Source organism: Alphaproteobacteria bacterium (assembly GCA_033344895.1).
Lineage (GTDB): Bacteria > Pseudomonadota > Alphaproteobacteria > UBA8366 > Aestuariispiraceae > Pacificispira.
Window position 1 is genome coordinate 3371795 of the sequence record JAWPMN010000001.1, and the last position, 18239, is coordinate 3390033.

12 protein-coding genes are annotated in these 18239 nt (G+C 61.5%); all 12 read left to right on the forward strand.

All coding sequences use genetic code 11. From position 1 onward, the window contains the following. Window positions 1-140: 140 nt before the first annotated feature. The 12 genes from tssH (at window position 141) to R8L07_16280 (ending at window position 18238) form a co-directional block, all read left to right on the forward strand. Complete coding sequence (gene tssH / locus R8L07_16225) at window positions 141-2810, forward strand: type VI secretion system ATPase TssH (GenBank protein MDW3207086.1); 2670 nt, start codon at window positions 141-143, stop codon at window positions 2808-2810. A 45-nt stretch (window positions 2811-2855) separates the two neighbouring features. Beyond that, window positions 2856-5039, forward strand: a complete 2184-nt coding sequence (gene tssI / locus R8L07_16230; GenBank protein ID MDW3207087.1) for a type VI secretion system tip protein TssI/VgrG — start codon at window positions 2856-2858, stop codon at window positions 5037-5039. Window positions 5040-5043: 4 nt separating this feature from the next. Next, on the forward strand, window positions 5044-5937 hold the full coding sequence (locus R8L07_16235) for a hypothetical protein (protein MDW3207088.1): 894 nt from the start codon (window positions 5044-5046) through the stop codon (window positions 5935-5937). A 112-nt stretch (window positions 5938-6049) separates the two neighbouring features. Further along, window positions 6050-7714: an ATP-binding protein gene (locus R8L07_16240; GenBank protein ID MDW3207089.1), complete on the forward strand. Its 1665-nt coding sequence runs from the start codon at window positions 6050-6052 to the stop codon at window positions 7712-7714. Window positions 7715-7763: 49 nt separating this feature from the next. Next, window positions 7764-8195, forward strand: a complete 432-nt coding sequence (locus R8L07_16245) for a response regulator (protein ID MDW3207090.1) — start codon at window positions 7764-7766, stop codon at window positions 8193-8195. Continuing rightward, on the forward strand, window positions 8192-9322 hold the full coding sequence (locus R8L07_16250; protein ID MDW3207091.1) for a hybrid sensor histidine kinase/response regulator: 1131 nt from the start codon (window positions 8192-8194) through the stop codon (window positions 9320-9322). Before R8L07_16245 ends, R8L07_16250 begins: the two co-directional genes overlap by 4 nt. Window positions 9323-9403: 81 nt before the next feature. Then, window positions 9404-9694: a PAAR domain-containing protein gene (locus R8L07_16255; protein ID MDW3207092.1), complete on the forward strand. Its 291-nt coding sequence runs from the start codon at window positions 9404-9406 to the stop codon at window positions 9692-9694. 320 nt (window positions 9695-10014) lie between these two features. Beyond that, a complete protein-coding gene (locus R8L07_16260) occupies window positions 10015-11124 on the forward strand; it encodes an SPOR domain-containing protein (GenBank protein MDW3207093.1) in 1110 nt (369 codons plus the stop codon). 41 nt (window positions 11125-11165) lie between these two features. After that, on the forward strand, window positions 11166-11645 hold the full coding sequence (locus R8L07_16265; protein ID MDW3207094.1) for a hypothetical protein: 480 nt from the start codon (window positions 11166-11168) through the stop codon (window positions 11643-11645). A gap of 103 nt (window positions 11646-11748) precedes the next feature. Next, window positions 11749-13101: a type VI secretion system baseplate subunit TssK gene (gene tssK / locus R8L07_16270; protein MDW3207095.1), complete on the forward strand. Its 1353-nt coding sequence runs from the start codon at window positions 11749-11751 to the stop codon at window positions 13099-13101. Between the two features lie 9 nt (window positions 13102-13110). Further along, entirely contained in the window at window positions 13111-14055 is a 945-nt protein-coding gene (locus R8L07_16275; GenBank protein ID MDW3207096.1) for a DotU family type IV/VI secretion system protein, read from the forward strand. Window positions 14056-14071: 16 nt separating this feature from the next. After that, window positions 14072-18238, forward strand: a complete 4167-nt coding sequence (locus R8L07_16280) for a type VI secretion protein IcmF/TssM N-terminal domain-containing protein (GenBank protein ID MDW3207097.1) — start codon at window positions 14072-14074, stop codon at window positions 18236-18238. Window position 18239: the final 1 nt, after the last annotated feature.

Below are 18239 nucleotides of genomic sequence, written 5' to 3' on the forward strand. Positions count from 1 at the left end.
GTAACAGGGATGGTGACGGTGACGAAATGTTTCCTTTGTGTGACACTTTGGGCGCGGCACTCCAACCGCCTGCATTTCTTGCGCTGCATCTCGAATCGAAGCAGCACTAATCACCGCAAGGCGCCAGGAGAGCCGAAGGCATGCAGCTCGACATGAAGACCCTGGTGGGGAAGCTCAACCCCGCCTGCAAGCGGGCCCTGGAACGGGCTGCGCAGTTCTGCGTTCAGCAGACCAACTTCAATGTCGAGGTCGAACACGTTCTGCTGAAACTGTTGGAGCAGACCGACACGGATGCGGTCCAGGCTCTGAAGGCTCATGGCGTCGATGTGGCGAGTCTTCTGGAGGATCTACAGGTTTCCATAGACGGTTTCCGGCGCGGCAATACGCGCACCCCGTCCCTGTCGCCGCATATCAACGATCTTCTGCAGGAAGCCTGGGTTTTTTCGTCGCTGACCCTGGGGCAAAACGCGACGCGGTCCGCGGGCTTGCTGCAGGCGGCCCTGGATACCGAGTCCATTCGGGCGCCCCTGATCGACGGGGCACCGTCTTTCGAGACCATTCCGCGCGACGGGCTGCGCGACGCCTGGAACGAGGTACTGCGCCATTCGCCGGAAACCATGCCGACTTCGCTGGAAGCCAGCAAGGCGGATGCAAAGGCGGCTCGGGAGCGCCGTAAGGATGCTCGTAAGGTCCAACCCGCATCGACGGCGGATCGCGATGACGAAACATCGGGGGCCGAGGGTGAAGCCGATGCGCTCGATCTGTATACCGTATCGCTGACCGACCAAGCGCTGGTCGGCGCAATAGATCCCATCGTTGGGCGCGACGGTGAGATCCGTCAGATGATCGATATCCTGATGCGGCGTCGCCAGAACAATCCGATCCTGACGGGCGAGGCCGGGGTAGGAAAGACGGCCGTTGTTGAAGGGCTGGCGCAACGGATTGCGGACGGTGACGTGCCGGAGCCGCTGCGCGATGTCGACCTGCGGGTGCTGGATCTGGCCCTGCTGCAGGCCGGGGCATCCATGAAGGGGGAGTTCGAGGAGCGGCTGAAATCCGTAATCGATTCCGTCCGGTCATCGACCCGACCCGTCGTGCTGTTCATCGATGAGGCACACACCCTGATCGGGGCTGGCGGAGCGGCCGGACAGGGGGATGCGGCGAACCTTCTGAAGCCGGCACTGGCGCGGGGAGAATTGCGCACCATCGCAGCCACCACCTGGGCGGAGTACAAGAAATACATCGAGAAAGACCCGGCGCTCGCCCGTCGTTTCCAGGTCGTAAAGGTGGATGAGCCGGATCAGGAACGGGCCGTTGCCATGGTGCGTGGCCTGGCACGCCGGCTGGAGGATCATCACAGGGTTCGGATACTGGATGAGGCCATCGCGGAGGCGGTGTCCCTGTCGGCCCGTTACATTGCCGGTCGGCAGTTACCGGACAAGGCCATCGGTGTCCTGGATACCGCCTGCGCGCGGGTGGCCGTCGCCCAGGGGGACCGGCCTGCGGCGGTCGAGGCGGCGATCCGACAGGTCGAACGGCTGGAGGTCGAGATCGACATCCTGCGCCGGGAACGAATTCTGGAAGACGACCACGCCGAACGTCTCGAAGGCTTGGAAAAGGCACTTTCCGAAGCCGAGGCGGAACGGGATGACCTGACCGCGCGCTGGGAGGCCGAGCGCGAGATAGCGGATGAAATGATCGCGGTGTTCGGAAAGCGACTGGACGGTGAGCCGCCGGGACCCGCCTATGCCGACCTGCGGGACCGTCTGGTAGCGCTTCAGGGGGACGACCCGATGGTTCCGATCGAGGTCAACGGCGACACGGTGGCATCCGTCGTCGCCGGCTGGACCGGTATTCCGGTCGGACGGATGATGCGGGACGACATTCAGGGCGTGATTGACCTGGAAGACCGGATGAAGGCACGGATCGTCGGGCAGGACCATGCACTGGACGTGGTTGCACGCCGTATCCGGACCTATCGTGCCGGGCTGGACGATCCGGGCAAGCCGGTAGGCGTGTTCCTGTTCGCCGGCCCAAGCGGTGTGGGGAAGACCGAGACGGCCCTGACCCTTGCAGAGTTGCTCTATGGCGGCGAGCGGAATCTCATCACCATCAACATGTCCGAGTTTCAGGAGGCGCATACCGTCTCCGGCCTGAAGGGCGCGCCACCGGGCTATGTCGGTTATGGCCAGGGCGGCGTGTTGACGGAGGCCGTTCGCCGCAACCCCTATTCGGTCGTGCTGTTGGATGAGGTCGAAAAGGCCCACCCCGACGTCATGGAACTGTTCTTCCAGGTCTTCGACAAGGGACAGATGGAAGACGGGGAAGGGATCGAGGTCGATTTCCGGAACACCGTGCTGATCCTGACCAGCAATCTGGGCGACAGGGTCATCATGGATGCCGCCTTCTCCGGTGAGGACCTGTCGCTGGACGGTCTGGTAACGAAGATCCGACCGGATCTGCTGACTCGCTTCAAGCCGGCCTTTCTGGGGCGCCTGGTCATCGTGCCGTACCTGCCGCTCGGCCAGGAGGAGATTGCCAACATCGTGACCCTGAAGCTGGACAAGGTCGCGCGCCGTTTCCGGGAAAACAATGGCGCCGACCTGGTGATCGATCCCGAGATCGCCGCGACGATCGCCGCACGGTCCGGGGAGGTGGAAAGCGGAGCACGTGCCATCGATAACGTCGTGACCCAGAACCTGCTGCCGACGCTGGCGCAATCCGTTCTGGCGCGAATGGCCGAGGAAAAGCCGTTCGAGAAAGCCTTGGTTCGCCTGGATGGCGGCGGATTCGCCGTCTCCTTCGAGTGACGGTGATGCCGGTACGGAGATGCGCGGATAGGGGCAGGGCCGGGAATGGCTGAACCCGTCGGCTATACGCAACAGAACCGATATCTGTCGGTGACCACACCGCTGGGCGCCGACAAGATGATCCTGCGGGCGATCCGGGGGAACGAGGGCCTGTCGTCCTTGTTCCGCTATGAACTTGAGATGTTCTCCGAGGATCCGGAAGTCGACTTTTCCAGTATTGTCGGACAAACCGTCACCGCGAAAATCGAGATGTCGGACGGAGAATCGGCGCGCTACTTCGACGGTCTGGTAACGGAATTTTCGCAGCATGATTCAGATCCGCGTTTCTGGACCTACCGCGCTGTCATCCGGCCGAAACTCTGGCTTGGTACCCGCAAGACGGATTGCCGAATCTTCCAGGACATGTCGGTTCCCGACATCGCCGCCAAGGTTCTTGGCGAGATCGGTGTTACCGATTTTGCGGATGAGACCACGTCGTCCTATACGGCGCGGACCTACTGCGTTCAGTACAATGAAACCGTCTTCGATTTCCTGAACCGGTTGTTTGAGGATGAAGGCATTTTCTATTTCCATCGCCACGAGGATGGAAAGCACACGCTTGTGCTGGCGGACGATGCCGATGCGCATGCGCCCTGTTCAGGATTCGACACCGCAACCTATCGCCCGACCGGCCAGCAGGGACGGGAAGACGAGGATGCGATTGTCCAGCTTTCCTACTCGGAACGAGTCGTATCGGACCATTTCGCGACCGACGATTACAATTTCGAGACGCCGTCGACCGAACTGGCAACGACCGCCGATGGCGACGGCTCCGGGTCCGACATGGAAGTCTATGAATATCCCGGCGGCTACATGGCCAAAAGTGCCGGGGACGGGCGTGCCAATATCAGGGTTCAGGAGTTTGAGGCCCTGTCGAAGTCTCTCGACGGCCGCTCACAGATGAAATCCTTCACGGCGGGCTACTCCTTTTCACTGATCTGGCACGGACGGGAATCCCTGAACGACGAATATGTGCTGGGCGACCTTTCGATCCGGGCGGAAGAGGACCGCTATGAGAACACCTTTCGCGCCTTTCCCAAGTCCCTGGCTTTTCGGCCGGGACGCCGCACGCCGGTACCGCGCATCCACGGTACCCAGACCGCCGTCGTGACCGGCAAGTCGGGGGAGGAGATCTGGACCGATGCATTCGGCCGCGTGAAAGTGCAGTTCCATTGGGATCGTGAAGGAAAGAAGGACGAGAATACCTCCTGCTGGGTTCGTGTCGCCCAGGGCTGGGCCGGAAAGAGCTGGGGCAGTTGGTTCCTGCCGCGCGTCGGGATGGAGGTGGTCGTTACCTTCCTGGAAGGCGACCCTGACCGGCCGATGGTTACCGGCTGCGTCTATAACGGCGAACAGGTGCAGCCCTATACGTTGCCCGACGACCAGACCAAGTTCACGATCAAGTCGAATTCTTCCAAGGGCGGGGAGGGGTTCAACGAATTCCGTTTCGAGGACAAGGCGGGCGAGGAAGAAGTCTATCTCCATGCCCAAAAGGACTGGAACAGCGTTGTCGAGAATGCGCGGACCACAACGATCAATGAAGCTGACGATTCACTGACGATCGAGAAGGGCAACCGAACATCGAAAATAAACACCGGGAACGAGGATCATTATGTCAAGGGGACGCGGACGCTCAAGATTGACGGGGCACAGGACCACACGACGGGAGACGGTTTCACCCATGTGGTGACCGGCGACTACAAGCTGACCGTATCCGGGGATCTGACCATCGATGTCGACGGCAATATCAGCATCACCGCCGGCAAGAACATCTCCATCGAGGCGGGGCAGAACATCGACAGCGCCGCCGGTCAGAGCATTTCCAACGATGCCGGCATGAATATGGATAATTCGGCGGGCCAGAACATGACCAACACTGCCGGAATGAACATGGACAACAAGGCGGAAATGAACCTGACCAACAAGGGCGGCATGAACGTGACCGATGACGCGGGCATGAAGCTCACTCTGAAATCCGGCATGAACACGGAATCGAAGGCCGGCATGTCGCTGAAGGAGGAAGGGGGCATGTCCATGGAGATGAAGGGCGGCATGAGCCTGAAGCAAGAGGGGGGGCTGTCTCTTACGGCCAAGGGCGGCCTGTCCGGAACCTACGAAGGCGGTCTGACCGGTACATTGAAGGGCGGGGTCATGGCGATGCTGCAGGCCGCCATCGCGAAGCTGGGTTAGCGACATGGCGCAAGACGGCGAGGCACCCGCAAAAAAGGCCCGGCCCAGGCCGCCGGACGGCATCTACCAGGAACGGGACGATGCAGGCCGGCCAAAGGCGGAATATACCATCGCGGACGGCCTGTTGGACGGCGTCGCGCAATTTTACACCGATGGTGAACTCTCCCAGTGGGCCAATTTCCGCGCCGGCAAGCTGCACGGCGAAAACCGCTTCTACGACGAGGGGGAAATCACCCAGCTGTCGCACCACAAGAATGGCAAGCTGCACGGTGAATATGTGGAATACAGCCAGGGCCGCCCGACAGCCCGCCATCACTTCAACAACGGTGTCCTGCACGGCCCGTCGGAGTTTTTCAGCGATGGCCGGATGACCCAGCGATCGATCTATGTGAACGGGTTTCTGGACGGCGAGACGGTCTTCTTCGACGATGACGGCGAGGTCCAGCAGACGGTCGTTTTTTCCCGGGGGCGCAAGGAGGGGTTGTGCGTCTTCTACGACAAGGGCAAACGCCTGATGGAAGTGGAGTTTCGCGGCGACCAGGAGAACGGATGGCTCACCACCTTCTCACCAATCGGAAAGCCGATGGCGCGCATTCCCTACAAGGATGGCCGAAAGCATGGAGAAGCACGGTACTTCGACATGGAAGGACATCTGGTCAAGCGGGAGGTCTTCGCCAACGGCAAGCTGAACGGCCCGGCGATCGAGACCCTTCCGAACGGTACCGTGCTGAAGGAATCCATGTATCGGGATGACAAGCTTCACGGCTGGGTCATTGAGTACAACCATAAATCGAAGGAGGCTTTCCGCCAGGAGTTTCGTGACGGAGAGCCCATTGGACCGAAGTTGGAGAAAACCCGTTTCGGCAGGCGGGAACTCGATGACGATGCCGACGAGTGAGTTGAATATTTAAACCTTCCTTAAGGTGTCAGGGTGCTATCCTGTCGCGAATTGAGCGCGCGACAATCTATACGGTGCACCCATGTGGGATTTCTTCTCTCTTGATCGGTACATGCCGCATTCAATCTGTTTTGCGGAAGATCCCGATCTCATCGTGACCCATGTCGGGTCGGATGCGGTTATTGCCTTGTCCTACTTTTCGATTCCGTTGGCGATCCTGTATTTCGCCCGGGAACGAAAGGACCTGGAATTCAGATGGATTGCCCATCTGTTCATCCTGTTCATCCTCTGGTGCGGCATCACCCATGTCGCCGACCTGGTGACGATCTGGTACCCGATCTATGGGGTTCAGGCGACGGCCAAGATCCTGACGGCCCTGGCCTCTGTCTCCACGGCAATCGTCGTCTGGGCCATCATGCCGCAATTGATTGCCTTGCCGTCACCGGCCGATCTGAAGGTCGCCAACCGGGCGTTGCAGGATGAGGTCGAGACCCGGCGCGAAGCAGAGGTCAATCTGCGCCGTGCCCGGGACGAGTTGGAACATCGGGTCGCGGAACGCACGGAGGAACTGCAGGACGTCAATCGGCGCCTGCTGGAACAATCCCGGTTTCTTGAATCGATTATCGGCAATGCCGGTTCGGCCATCTGGGTGAAGGGGATCGACAACCGGTATCAGCTGGTGAACGACGAATGGACGAAGCTGACCGGTGTGGCCCGATCCCGGGCGGTGGGCTACACGGATCACGACTTTCTTCCGCAGGAAATGGCCGACGCCTTTGTCCGGAACGACCGCAAGGTAATTGCGACGCGTCGCCCGTTACGGGAGGAGGAGCCGCTGACAACCTCCAAGGAGGTCGGCGCAATTGTCGCGACCAAATTCCCGATCCTGTCCGAAAATGGTGATGTGGTTGCTGTCGGCGGCATCGCGACGGATGTCACGGCATTGAAACTGGCACAGACCGAACTGATGGAGGTGAACAAGCAACTGGTCGAGGAAGTTGCGATGCGCGAGCGGGCCCAGATTGAACAGGCTGAGTATGCGCGGCAGCTCGAGATCAGCAATACCGAACTGGACAGCTTCGCCCATACGGCATCACACGACTTGAAGGAACCGCTGCGGGGCATCTCGCACTATGCGACTTTCGCATTGGAGGACCATGCGGAGACTCTTCCCGACGACGTGCGGAAGCGGTTGACGGATATTCGCACCATGGCGTCCCGGCTGCAGGGGACGATCGATTCCCTGTATCGGCTGGCCAAGAGCGGGCGGCATTGGAACCCGGTCAATCGAACCGACATCGGCGACTGTGCCCGTGCCGCGGTCGATACTCTGACCAGCTACGTATCCTCTCAGAACGCCCGGGTTACGGTCGCTGAAGACATGCCTCTCATGCGGGTCGACCCGGATCAGGTTCAGCAGCTGTATCGCAACCTGATTTCAAACGGCATCAAGTACAATCGCGCCGACGCCAAGCTGATTGAGATCGGATGGTTCCGCACTGTCGGAGACCTGCCGGAGGGGCAGTCCCTTTCTGCATTGCCCAGGTCTCAGGGCCCGGTCTTCTTTGTTCGTGACAACGGGATCGGCATTCCGGAGCAGTCGAGCAGCGAGATATTCACGGTCTTCCGAAAGCTTTCCAACGAGGAAGACAATGGCGAGTCCCATGGCATCGGTCTGAGCATCGCCAAGCGCATTGTCGAGCGGCATGGCGGAACAATCTGGACACGATCGGCTGGCGAAGGCGGCTCGGTGTTCTATTTCACTTTGATGGCATGATGTGGAAGTGGCGCCGCGGGGCGACGCCACCGATGAAACAGGAGGAGGAATGAAAGCCGGGTGCAGCCTGCTGCTGGTCGACGACAACGTGATCGACGTGGAATCCGTCTCACGGGCTCTTGCGCGTATTGAGGGCGAGCACCGGCTGCATGCTGCCGACTCGGAGCGGGAGGCTCTGGCGTTCCTTGAGCACAGCGTCGACAGGAGCGGAGAGGATAGCCTTCCGGACCTCATCCTGCTTGATCTGAGCCTGCCCGGGACCAGTGGGCTGGAAGTCCTCATGACCCTAAAATCCAGTGAAAACTTTAGTCACATCCCGGTCGTTATCTTTTCAAGTTCCCGGTCGGCCAGTGATATAAAATCAGCCTATCGGGCAGGAGCGAACGGGTTTGTAACAAAGCCCCCGGATTTCGAGTCCCTGATCCAGGCCATGGACGGGATTCTGCACTACTGGGGCAAGGTGGCGGAGTTGCCGCCATGACAGAGGACGCTGTGCCGATGCTGGACATTTTGATCGTCGATGATTCTCCGGCCGATCGGGAGATGCTGAAGCGATGCCTCGAAAATGCGCCGCTGCGCTGTGGCAAGATCGCCAGAATACGCGAGGCCGGGTCCGGGTCCGAGGCGTTGGACGCCTGCCAGGAAGGACAGCCGGACTGCCTCATCATCGATTACCGTCTGCCGGATGTGACGGGGCTCGATTTCTTGCGTGAAATGAGCCCGTATCTACCCAACCAGCACCCGCCGGTCATCGTGGTGACCGGCAACGGGTCGGAGGCGGTGGCGGCCGATACGGTGAGGCTTGGAGCGACCGATTATCTGACGAAGGATCGCCTGACGCGAAACAGCATTCGCCGGTCCGTCGATACCGCTGTGGAGCGATTCAGGATTCAGCGGCAGCTCCGTCGCTATCATTCCGCCCTGGAACGCAGCAATGCGGACCTGACGAATTTCGCCGCGCGACTGGCGCATGACCTCCGCAACCCGATCAATTTCGTCAAAGGGTACAGCGAGCTCCTCAAGATTCAGCCGGATCTTCCGATCGAGAAACGGGACGAGTATCTGACGAATATTACAGACGGCCTCGACCGAATGGACCGCATGCTCCATGCGCTCTATCAGTTTTCGACGGTGAAGCAGGACAAGGCGCTGGCGGGGCGCGTGCCGCTGGAAGGCGTGTTCTTCGATGTTCGGAAACTGATGGCCGACCGCATCGCGGCGGAGGGCGCAACCCTGTCGCTTCCGGATGCCGCCCCGGCGGTTGTCGGCGATCATGGGCTTTTGCTCTTGCTGATGCAGAATTTGATCAGCAACTCTTTGAAATACCGGGGGGATGCCTCTCCTCGCATCGTCGTGACCGCGGAAGAACAGGAAAGCCGGATCATTGTCTCTGTTTCGGATAATGGGCGCGGTGTTCCTGAAGAGCATCGCGAACGGATTTTCGATATGTTCCACCGGGTTGATCCGGACGTTGGGGTCGACGGCAGTGGGATTGGTCTGGCCACCTGCCGCCGGATCGTGGAGCGTCATGACGGAACGATATGGTGTGCGCCGAACGATGGAGCCGGCACAACGATCAGCTTTACGCTGAGCCCGGCGAAGCTCTGAGAAGTCTCCCCCCTTCCTATTCGAAACGAACCGGCCTAGACTCCCCATACACGCGGATCCGCGTGGAAACGGAGATTTCTGATGCCTATGCCAGCGGCGACTGTAACCGCCATGCATGTCTGTCCAATGGTGACCGGGATCGTGCCGCATGTCGGTGGCCCTGTTTCATCGCCCTCCATGCCGACGGTGTTGATCGGCGGCATGCCGGCCATTGGTCCCGGCTCGATTGCCGTCTGCGTCGGGCCGCCGGATACGGTCGTCATGGGCTCGCCCACCGCGCTGGCGGGCGGTATTCCGATGTCACGTGTCGGGGATACCTGCGCTCATGGCGGAGCCATCGTCGTGCCGATGCCGACCGTGCTGCTGCCCTGACCGCTTTAAGGGCGGATCCATAGTTCCGGGAGCCGAAAACAAATAAAATTAGATGTAGCGACGCTGGACTCCCCTGCCGACGTCTGACTCTATTTTGTTCTTTTTGATCAAATTCGACGACGCCGATATCCTGTATCGAACCTTAATGTGCATGCTATATGTTGATCTGTAATTACTTGTTTTTTCTTGCGTTTCCATTCTTGATCGCCGGATTCCGTGGATGTTACAATACGCGTGCTTAACCCGGTATCTGGCGTGGCGTTCAGAATGACCCACAAGATATTGAGAGGAAGGCGTTTTTTGACTCGAGGGTAGGCCGAATGAGCGGCAGAAGCGGCGGCAGACATATCGGGCGTACCGGCCCCAGGATCGGATTGCCGATCGAACCGACGCGATCGGACGGTCGCGCGGAGATGCGCGCCGGTGTGCTTGGTGGCTGGTCGCGCGACCCTGCCGTCGGTCGCGATCCGCGCCGCGGGGGCGACGGTGCCTGGATGCCGGGTTCCCCGGACGAACCAACGGCGGCGCGACGGGCGGACCGGCTCAGCATCACCCAGCTTTTCGAACATATGGAACCGCGTGCTCGCAGTTATCGCGGCGACGCCTATGAGGACGCGCCGAAAATTGCGCATTCCGCAACGGCGCGCCGTTCGGCCGCGTCGTTCGCAACAGCCGGCGCCTTGATTGGCGGGGCGGCAATGTCGGTTCTGATCGTTTTCGTGGCCGGCTTCCTGTCCGCGGTTCTGATCTTCGGAGAGCCGGACGAGGGCGGTGACCTTGCCATCCGTACCGCACCTGCGACACCTAGCCTGGCAGCCCAATCATCGCCTCAGGTCCAGCCGGTTGCCCCGTCGCGCAGCACAGTCGTGCCCAGTGCCACGGCCGCTCGTGAAGTCCTGCCGGCGCCGGCGCCGGAGATTGCGGCGGCAGAGGCGGCGCGGCAGTCCGCGCTTAATTCAGGTCAACTCGCAACTGCGGTCGCCGGAGGGCCGGTTGAACCGGCCGCGACGACCGGGGCGAACGGGACCTCCGTTATCGCGCCGCCAGCCTCCGGGGGTCTGGGACGGCCCGATACGTCCGGCGTTGTTGTCACCGACAGCATTATCTTCCCGCCTTCCAAGCCGGCTGAACCGCCGCGCCAGACGGCGTCCATTTCGCCTGCCAGCGGTGTCTTCTCCGCTCCGTCTGGAAACTACTCCCTGCAGTTCGGTGCCTTCCGCGATCGCGCTAATGCAGAAGCGCTCGTTCGGGAGATTACCCCCGTCGCTCAAGGCGGAATCGCAGAGGAAACCGGCGTGTCCGGCAATGTCTTGTACTACGTCCGGGCCGGATCCTTCCGGACGCGGGCAGAGGCTCTTGAAGCCGTGCGCGAACTTCGTGAGCGGACGGGTATCGTGACCTTCGTTCACGCCAATCGCGGTTCGGGCTGATGCCTGGGATGTGGGGGGCTGACCGCGGGCGGCGTGCCGTCATGCTTGCAATTGGTACATTTCTTGTGGCGGGCGGGCTTTCGGGCTGCGGCCTGGTCGGTGCAGTCTCTTCACCCGTGTTCCAGGTCGAGGCCGTTCAGGTGCATGCGACCCCGAATGCCAACAACAACTCCGCCACGCGGCTCGACATGGTCTTCGTCTATGAAGAGGCTGCGGTGGACATGCTCCAATCCTTGTCCGCAGCGGAATGGTTCGACCGCAAGCGTCAGTTCATGCTGGATTTTCCGGAGGGTATCGGTATCCGGTCCTGGGAGGTCGTGCCGGCGACGTCTTTGGACCAGGAGGAAATTTCGGATTCCCTGCTGGAAAACAAATCGGGGGACAAGGCGGTCGCGGCCTTCGTCTTTGCCGACTATCTGTCTCCTGGGGCGCATCGGGCGCGGTTGGAAACGCGCCGGGGAATCCGTATCGAACTGGGGCGGGACGACTTCACGCTGACGCCGTTTAACCCCGATTCCTGAGTCGCCCGCACAGGCTGCGTTTCTTGACCAAGGGCGCGGAATCAGGGACTTCTAACCGGTCCCGTGTCGGTGGTCGGACCGGGGGAGCATGAAAGGAAGGGGAATGCCGCGATCCGCACGGGAATTGCCGGATGCCATTCAGTGGCATGAGGGCATGTTGCTGGCGCCGCAGCATTTTCAGCAGCAGGCGATCCGCGGCGAAGAGCTTGTTGCCTATCATGCGCTGACGGGGAATCCGTTTCAGTGGGGTGTCCGCCATATCAAGATTGATCCGGTTCAGCTTGTCAGCGGTGTGCTGCGAGTCCTGGAACTGGAGGCGATTCTGCCCGACGGCCTGATTGTCAGCCATCAGCAGGGGGACGGTAATCCGCTGGAACTGAATGTCGCGGATCATCAGGAGGAACTGGCTTCCGGGCCTATGCCTGTCTACCTCGCGGTGCCGGTCCGCCGGTTGGGGGGGCGCGCCACGCGCGGCGACCTGCCCCGCTATTCCGAAACCGAGGGGTTACCGGTCGCGGACGAACAGACCGGCGAAAGCGAAATGACCATTCCGCGCATCCGGCCGCGCCTGTCGCTGCAGATGACGGAATCCTTGGCACAGAAATATGTCGGCTTTCCGATTGCGCGGGTGGCCCTGCGCGAGGAAGCCTTCACGCTGACCGAGTTCGTGCCGCCGCAACTGGCGGTGACACGTGTCTCTGCCATTGGGGAGATGTGCCAGACGCTGTCGACGCGGTTAAGGGAGAAGGCCGTGTATCTCGCCGAACGGGCTCGGACGCCGCTGGGGCAGTCGGACCGTCCGATGATGCAGGAATCCCAGACGGCAATTCATGGCCTCGTCGCGGGGCTGCCGGTCTTCGAGGCCATGCTGAAGACGGATTCCAGCCATCCGTATCCGCTTTACCTTGCCCTGTGCAGCATCGTCGGTCACATGACCGCGGTCGGCGGAGCATTGGTGCCGCCCGCGCTGCCGGCTTACGATCACGCCAATCCGCGCGCCAGTTTCGTTGCAGCCCATGATTTCGTGATCCAGATGCTGGACCGGATCTCGGAGGCCTATACCGCACTGCCGTTTGCCGAGGCCGATGGAATATTCAGTCTCAAGATCGAGCCGGAGTGGTGCGATGATGACCTGACCGTCGGTGTACGGGCTCGGGCGGACATGACGGAATCCGATGTCATCGCGTGGATGGACACCGCCCTGATCGGGTCCGAATCGGTGATTACGCCGATGCGGGCAAAACGTGTCCTGGGCGCGCCGCGTCACCGCATTGATCGTGATAAGGCGCTGGACGTTGTGCCGACCCGTGGTGTCGTCCTGTTCAAGATCGAGGTGAATTTCGACGACATCGTGCCCGGCGAACGTCTGTCCATTCTGTCTGGCGACCGCGGTCGGCGGGAGCCCCCGCAGGAAATAGTCCTCTACGTCCGCAATTCGTCGGGCGACGACCGGTAGGGCCCGGCCATGTCTGCGCGGTCCGCCTCCGTCGCCGCCGCCACCGCCATGGGCGGTGCGGGGGCCTATGTGCTGGACCAGTTCCGCGAATTCTACGATGAGGTCATGGTGCTGCGGGATGCGGCCCTGCGGTCGGGTCGCGCCCCAGGAGACTACGAGAGTTTCGAGGAGGAAGATGCCTCGGACGGTCCGCCCCCGCCGCCGCTGCCGGGTTTCGCCGTTGGACCACCGCCCTTGCCGGGAGAGGCCGCGCCGCCGCTGCCGGAGCAACCGGTCGACGACGAGGATGAGGGCGAAGACCCTGTGCCGAAGGCAGCCCGTCCGTCCGTTGGGCTTTCGGCGGAGGAAGCGCTTCAGAAACTTCAGACGCTCCTAGAGATGCAGGCGCTGGAGGCCGGTCATCGGGGCGGCGAATACGGTGTCCTGTACTATCGCGAAGCACAATATGTCATGGCTGCCCTGGCGGACGAGATTTTCATCAATCTGGACTGGGCGGGCCGCAACTTCTGGCGCAATGACCTTCTGGAGACGCGGCTCTTTGGCAGCTACAACGCCGGTGATGTCGTGTTCAAGCGTCTGGAGAAGCTGCTGCAGACCGGGGATCGCGTTCAGGCCGAAATCGCCGTGGTCTATCTGATGGCCCTGACCCTCGGCTTTCGCGGACGCTATGCCGGGGGGCGCCACGAAGCGCGGATCGCGGAGTATCGAAAGCAGCTTTACTACTACATTTTCCAGAAGCGTCCGGATCTGGGCGACCCGGCCACGCGGATCGTGCCGGAGGCTTATCAGCATACCCATGGCAACGTGACTGCGCGTCTGTTGCCGTCTCCAACCCGGTGGTTCTGGGCGCTGGGGGCTGCTGTGCTGATCTATCTGATCGCATCGCATTTCGTGTTCCACGACGTGATGGCGCCGCTGATCGAGGCGCTGAATCTCGAGGAGCAGAATCGATGACCGGGATGCTGCGATCATGAGCATGTGGGACGCCATCCGGGATATTCTGTTCCGCATCACGCCGTACCTGCCCGGCATTGTCGGCTTCCTGGTCTTTCTGGCGCTGGCGCTCACGGTTTTCCTGATCATCGTCATGCGCCGGATGCGGAAGAAGGATCCGACGGCGGAGGACGGGGACGAGGTCCGTGGCGTGGATGACGATCCGGACTATGAGCCGTTTTCGGCCGAACCGGACGACCTGCCGCTGCTGCCGATGCGGAAGAGCTTCCAGCATGCGCTGAAGATACTGCGCCGGCACGTGTCCGGACGCGACTGGCGCTATGCCATCCCCTGGTACCTGCTGGTCGGACCTGAGCAGTCCGGGAAATCCTCGCTGATTGCCCATACCGGAATGGACCTCCCGGTCGGTCATCCGGCAGAAGACTACGAAGACCTGCGCCCAGCCTGCAAATGGTGGTTCTTTGACCGGGGCGTCGTACTGGACACCGCCGGTACGCTGATCCGGCAGAAGGACGGTCGCGGGTCGAACACCACGGCCTGGAAGCGGTTTCTTGGCTTTCTGGACCGGTATCGGCCTCGCCGCCCGGTCGACGGCGTCATTCTGACCATCCCGATTGAGGATTTCCTGGATGAGCAGGGGGCGCTGCGGCCGCCGGAAGACATCGCCCAGCGGGGCGATGCGATCTACAAGAAACTATGGCAGGCGCAAAGTCGTCTGGGCCTCAGTTTCCCGGTCTATGTGGTGGTGACAAAGCTGGATCGGTTACCCGGATTCCAGACCCTCGTCGGCGAGTTGCCCGATCATTCGCTGGCCGACATGCTCGGTTGGGCCAGTCCCTACAGCTTCGAGACCGAGTTTCGCGAACAATGGGTCGACGAAGCGATCGAGACCGTGGGCACCGGGCTCCAGGCCACCCAGATGGAGATCTTTGCCACGGTGGGCGAAGCGTCGGTCGCCGAGGACATCTATCGGCTGCCGGCGGCGTTCAACGGCCTGCGCGAACCGCTGCGAAACTATCTGCGCCAGATTTTCAAACCCAGCGTGTACCACGACAGTTTCACGCTGCGCGGCATCTGGTTTACCGGCGACAGCGGTGTCGAGTTCAGCGACATGGAGCGGCCGGTTCCGGTTCTGTCGGGCGTCTATGGCGGCCCGCGGGCACGCCAGGCCTATCCGGTGTTCCTGCGGGATCTGTTCGAGACGAAGATCTTTCCGGAGCGCAACATGGCGCGTCCGGTGAAACGGGCCCTGACCGCGCGCAACAAGATGGCGACCGGGGCTCAGGCCGGTGCGCTTGGCGTGCTTGTCTTCGGTGGTCTCGCTCTGTGGTACCTGCATGCCGACATGCATCACGATGTTCAGACGGTAACGCCGTTCATCGACACCGTCGCGCAGGATATCCGCGAAGTCCGAGCCAATCAGCGCGCCGGTGATCATGACACGGCCGCAGCGGGGTTCAGCCGTGAACGGGCCCTTGTCCTTCTGGAGGGGATGGCATCCCTGGATACAGGGTCCTTCCACTCCTTCATCATCCCCTCGTCCTGGTTGGCGGACGTGGATGACCGTGTAGTGCGCGTTACAACCGATGCCTTCAACCTGTTCATTCTGCAGGCCATGGGCAATGCCCTGAACGAGCGTGGCGTGTCGATCGCAGCCGGTCGAATTCCGCCCCGCGAAGAAGGTGCTTTCGCAGGCGATTCAGCGCTGGAACGCGTTGCAGCCTCTCTGTCGGATGCCGAGCGCGGCCGTGCTGCGCCTCGTCTCCTCGACCCGGTCGAGCGCGGCCCGGAATTTGCCCGTTTGCGCGACTACATGCTGGCTGTCCGGGATTTCGAGTCCGCGGTCGAGCGATACAACGGGCTGACGGAAACCCGAAGCCTCGAAGATGTCCGGCGCCTTGTCGACTACCTTTTCAACGTCCGGCTTCCGGAGAGCTTCCTTGAAAATTCGGATTTCTACAGCGACGCGCTCAGCGGTTCCAACTATCGGCCGGTGCCGCTGACGGCATATAGCCGGGAGATCGGTGGTCGCTTCGAAAGCTATATGAATGCGGCGATTGAAGAGCTCTATGCCGGCAATCCCCTGAGGGTTGCCCTATCAGAACTGGCCGTGATGATGGACGACCTCTCGACCCGTCGTTCGGCCGGTCTGGATGCGCTGCGTGCCTTGCGGCGCAAGATCGCAGATGTGCGGCAGATGCTGGAGGATCCGAAATATTCCTGGATGGACGACCCGTCCTTTGACCCGGCTGTCGCCTATGCGTCGATTTCGGATCGTATCGGCGGATCCTTGCTGCTGGGGCCCCAGACGGTGGTCGGGTTCAATGCCGCCCATGAGAACGGTCTGGCGAAACTGCGCGCCGCCTTGCCTGACATCAGGTCCATATCGGTCGGGCCGTTATTGGATCGTGACGGCGACAGGACGGTACTGCGTCTCGCCCCGCAGGTGACGGAATTCTATGCGGTTGTGGAGGCCCTGTTCCAGCAGCCGTTCATGCGCGAAGGCCGATACCAGCCGCTACCGTCACCACCGGTGAGCGGCAGCGCCGTGGAGTGGGATGCCAGGGTGTTGAGCGAGGGGCTGGACCTCGTGGAGTCCTACGAAAGCTTTGTGCGCGAGGAACTCGATCGTGTGCCGCGCGGGCTGCAGCCGCTGATCCGAACGGCCGGTGGAGAACTGCTGGAGCGTGCGGTGAACGACCGTGTCGCATCGGCAATGGTTCGTGCGCGGGGACGGGCGGCGAGTAGCGTCCAATCGGAAGATGCTTTGCGACGGGCGGTCAGCGCCTTTTCGGAAGCCGGCATGGTTCTGACGGAAATTCTGGGCGCCTATGATGAACTCGGACTGGAGGACAGCTATCTCGACCTGTTGGATCTGAGCGTCGCAACAGCCTTTGCCATGGTCGAAGAAGCGGATTCGCTGTTTTCCGCCGGGGCTCTGTATGTTCCGCGCGGCGGCGACTTTGACTTCTGGGATGGCACGCCGGGACTAGCGCTGACCGCGTTCCGGGCGCGTGATGCCTTCGAACTGCGGGATGTCCTGGCCCAGCAGCGCGCCCGGATCGGTATCATCGCCAATGGTTATGTGAAGCCGATTTCCGACTTCCTGTCGGGCCTGGACATTCGCTTGTCGGAGCGTGAGGCGGGGCTGTTGGGCAAATGGCGCCGCATCATCGAGGAACTGCAGAAATACGAGTTGCAGCAGGCCGACAACACCGTCGCGGAACTGGAACGCTTCATCACCGGGCCTATGCTCGACGTCCGGTTTGCGACCTGCGCGGAAACGCTCGATGCAGCTGCCACCGAACGGCGGTCGGCGGACTTCTTCCTGGACCGCATCACGCGGCTGAGCCGTGGCATTCGCAGCCGCTGCCTGGATCTGGCCGGGGTCGAGGCACAGACCGCCTATTCCGCGATTGCCGATGCGTTCGAGGATTACCTTGCAGGACGCTATCCCTTCACGCTGACGCCCTATGAGGCGGATATGCGAGAAGCATCACCACGGGACCTTCGTGCCTTCTTCGCCCGTTACGACCGCGAGGTGGAGGCGGCGCGACTGGCACTGGAGCAGGCCGACGATCTGGGATTCAGTCGTGACCGGGCCCTGGAATTCGTGACGCGAATGGACCGAATTCGCGACCTGTTCGGCCCGTGGCTGGCCTCGAGCGGCGGGGAGGACACGCCCGTCTTCAACCTGGATGTCAGCTTCCGCGTCAATCGCGGCCGGGAAGTCGGGGGCGATCAGGTTATCGATTGGCAGTTGTCGTCGGGGCCGGACACGGTGACGCTGCGAGGAGAGAAGAAGCCCCTGCGATGGAGTCTGGGCGAAGCGATCTCTCTGCGACTGCGCTGGGCGGAGAATTCGACCCGAATTCCAGCCATCGCGGTGGATCAGCCGCATATCCGGGTCGACGGCCGTCGTGTCGAGATCGTATATGACAATCTCTGGTCGCTGATGGATCTGATCCGTCGGCACCGGTCGGGATCGGATGATTTCGCCGAGTTTGTTGATTCCAGACCGCATACCCTGCGGGTCGAGATTCCGACAAGGCCGGTTGACGGTGGCTCGATCGAGCCGGCGAGGCTGTTCCTCAGGGTGGAGCTTTCGACCTTGCTTGAAGGGCAGCCGGTGCCGCTAGTGATGACGCCGTTTCCCTACGAAGCCCCGCGCCTGGAGCCCTGAG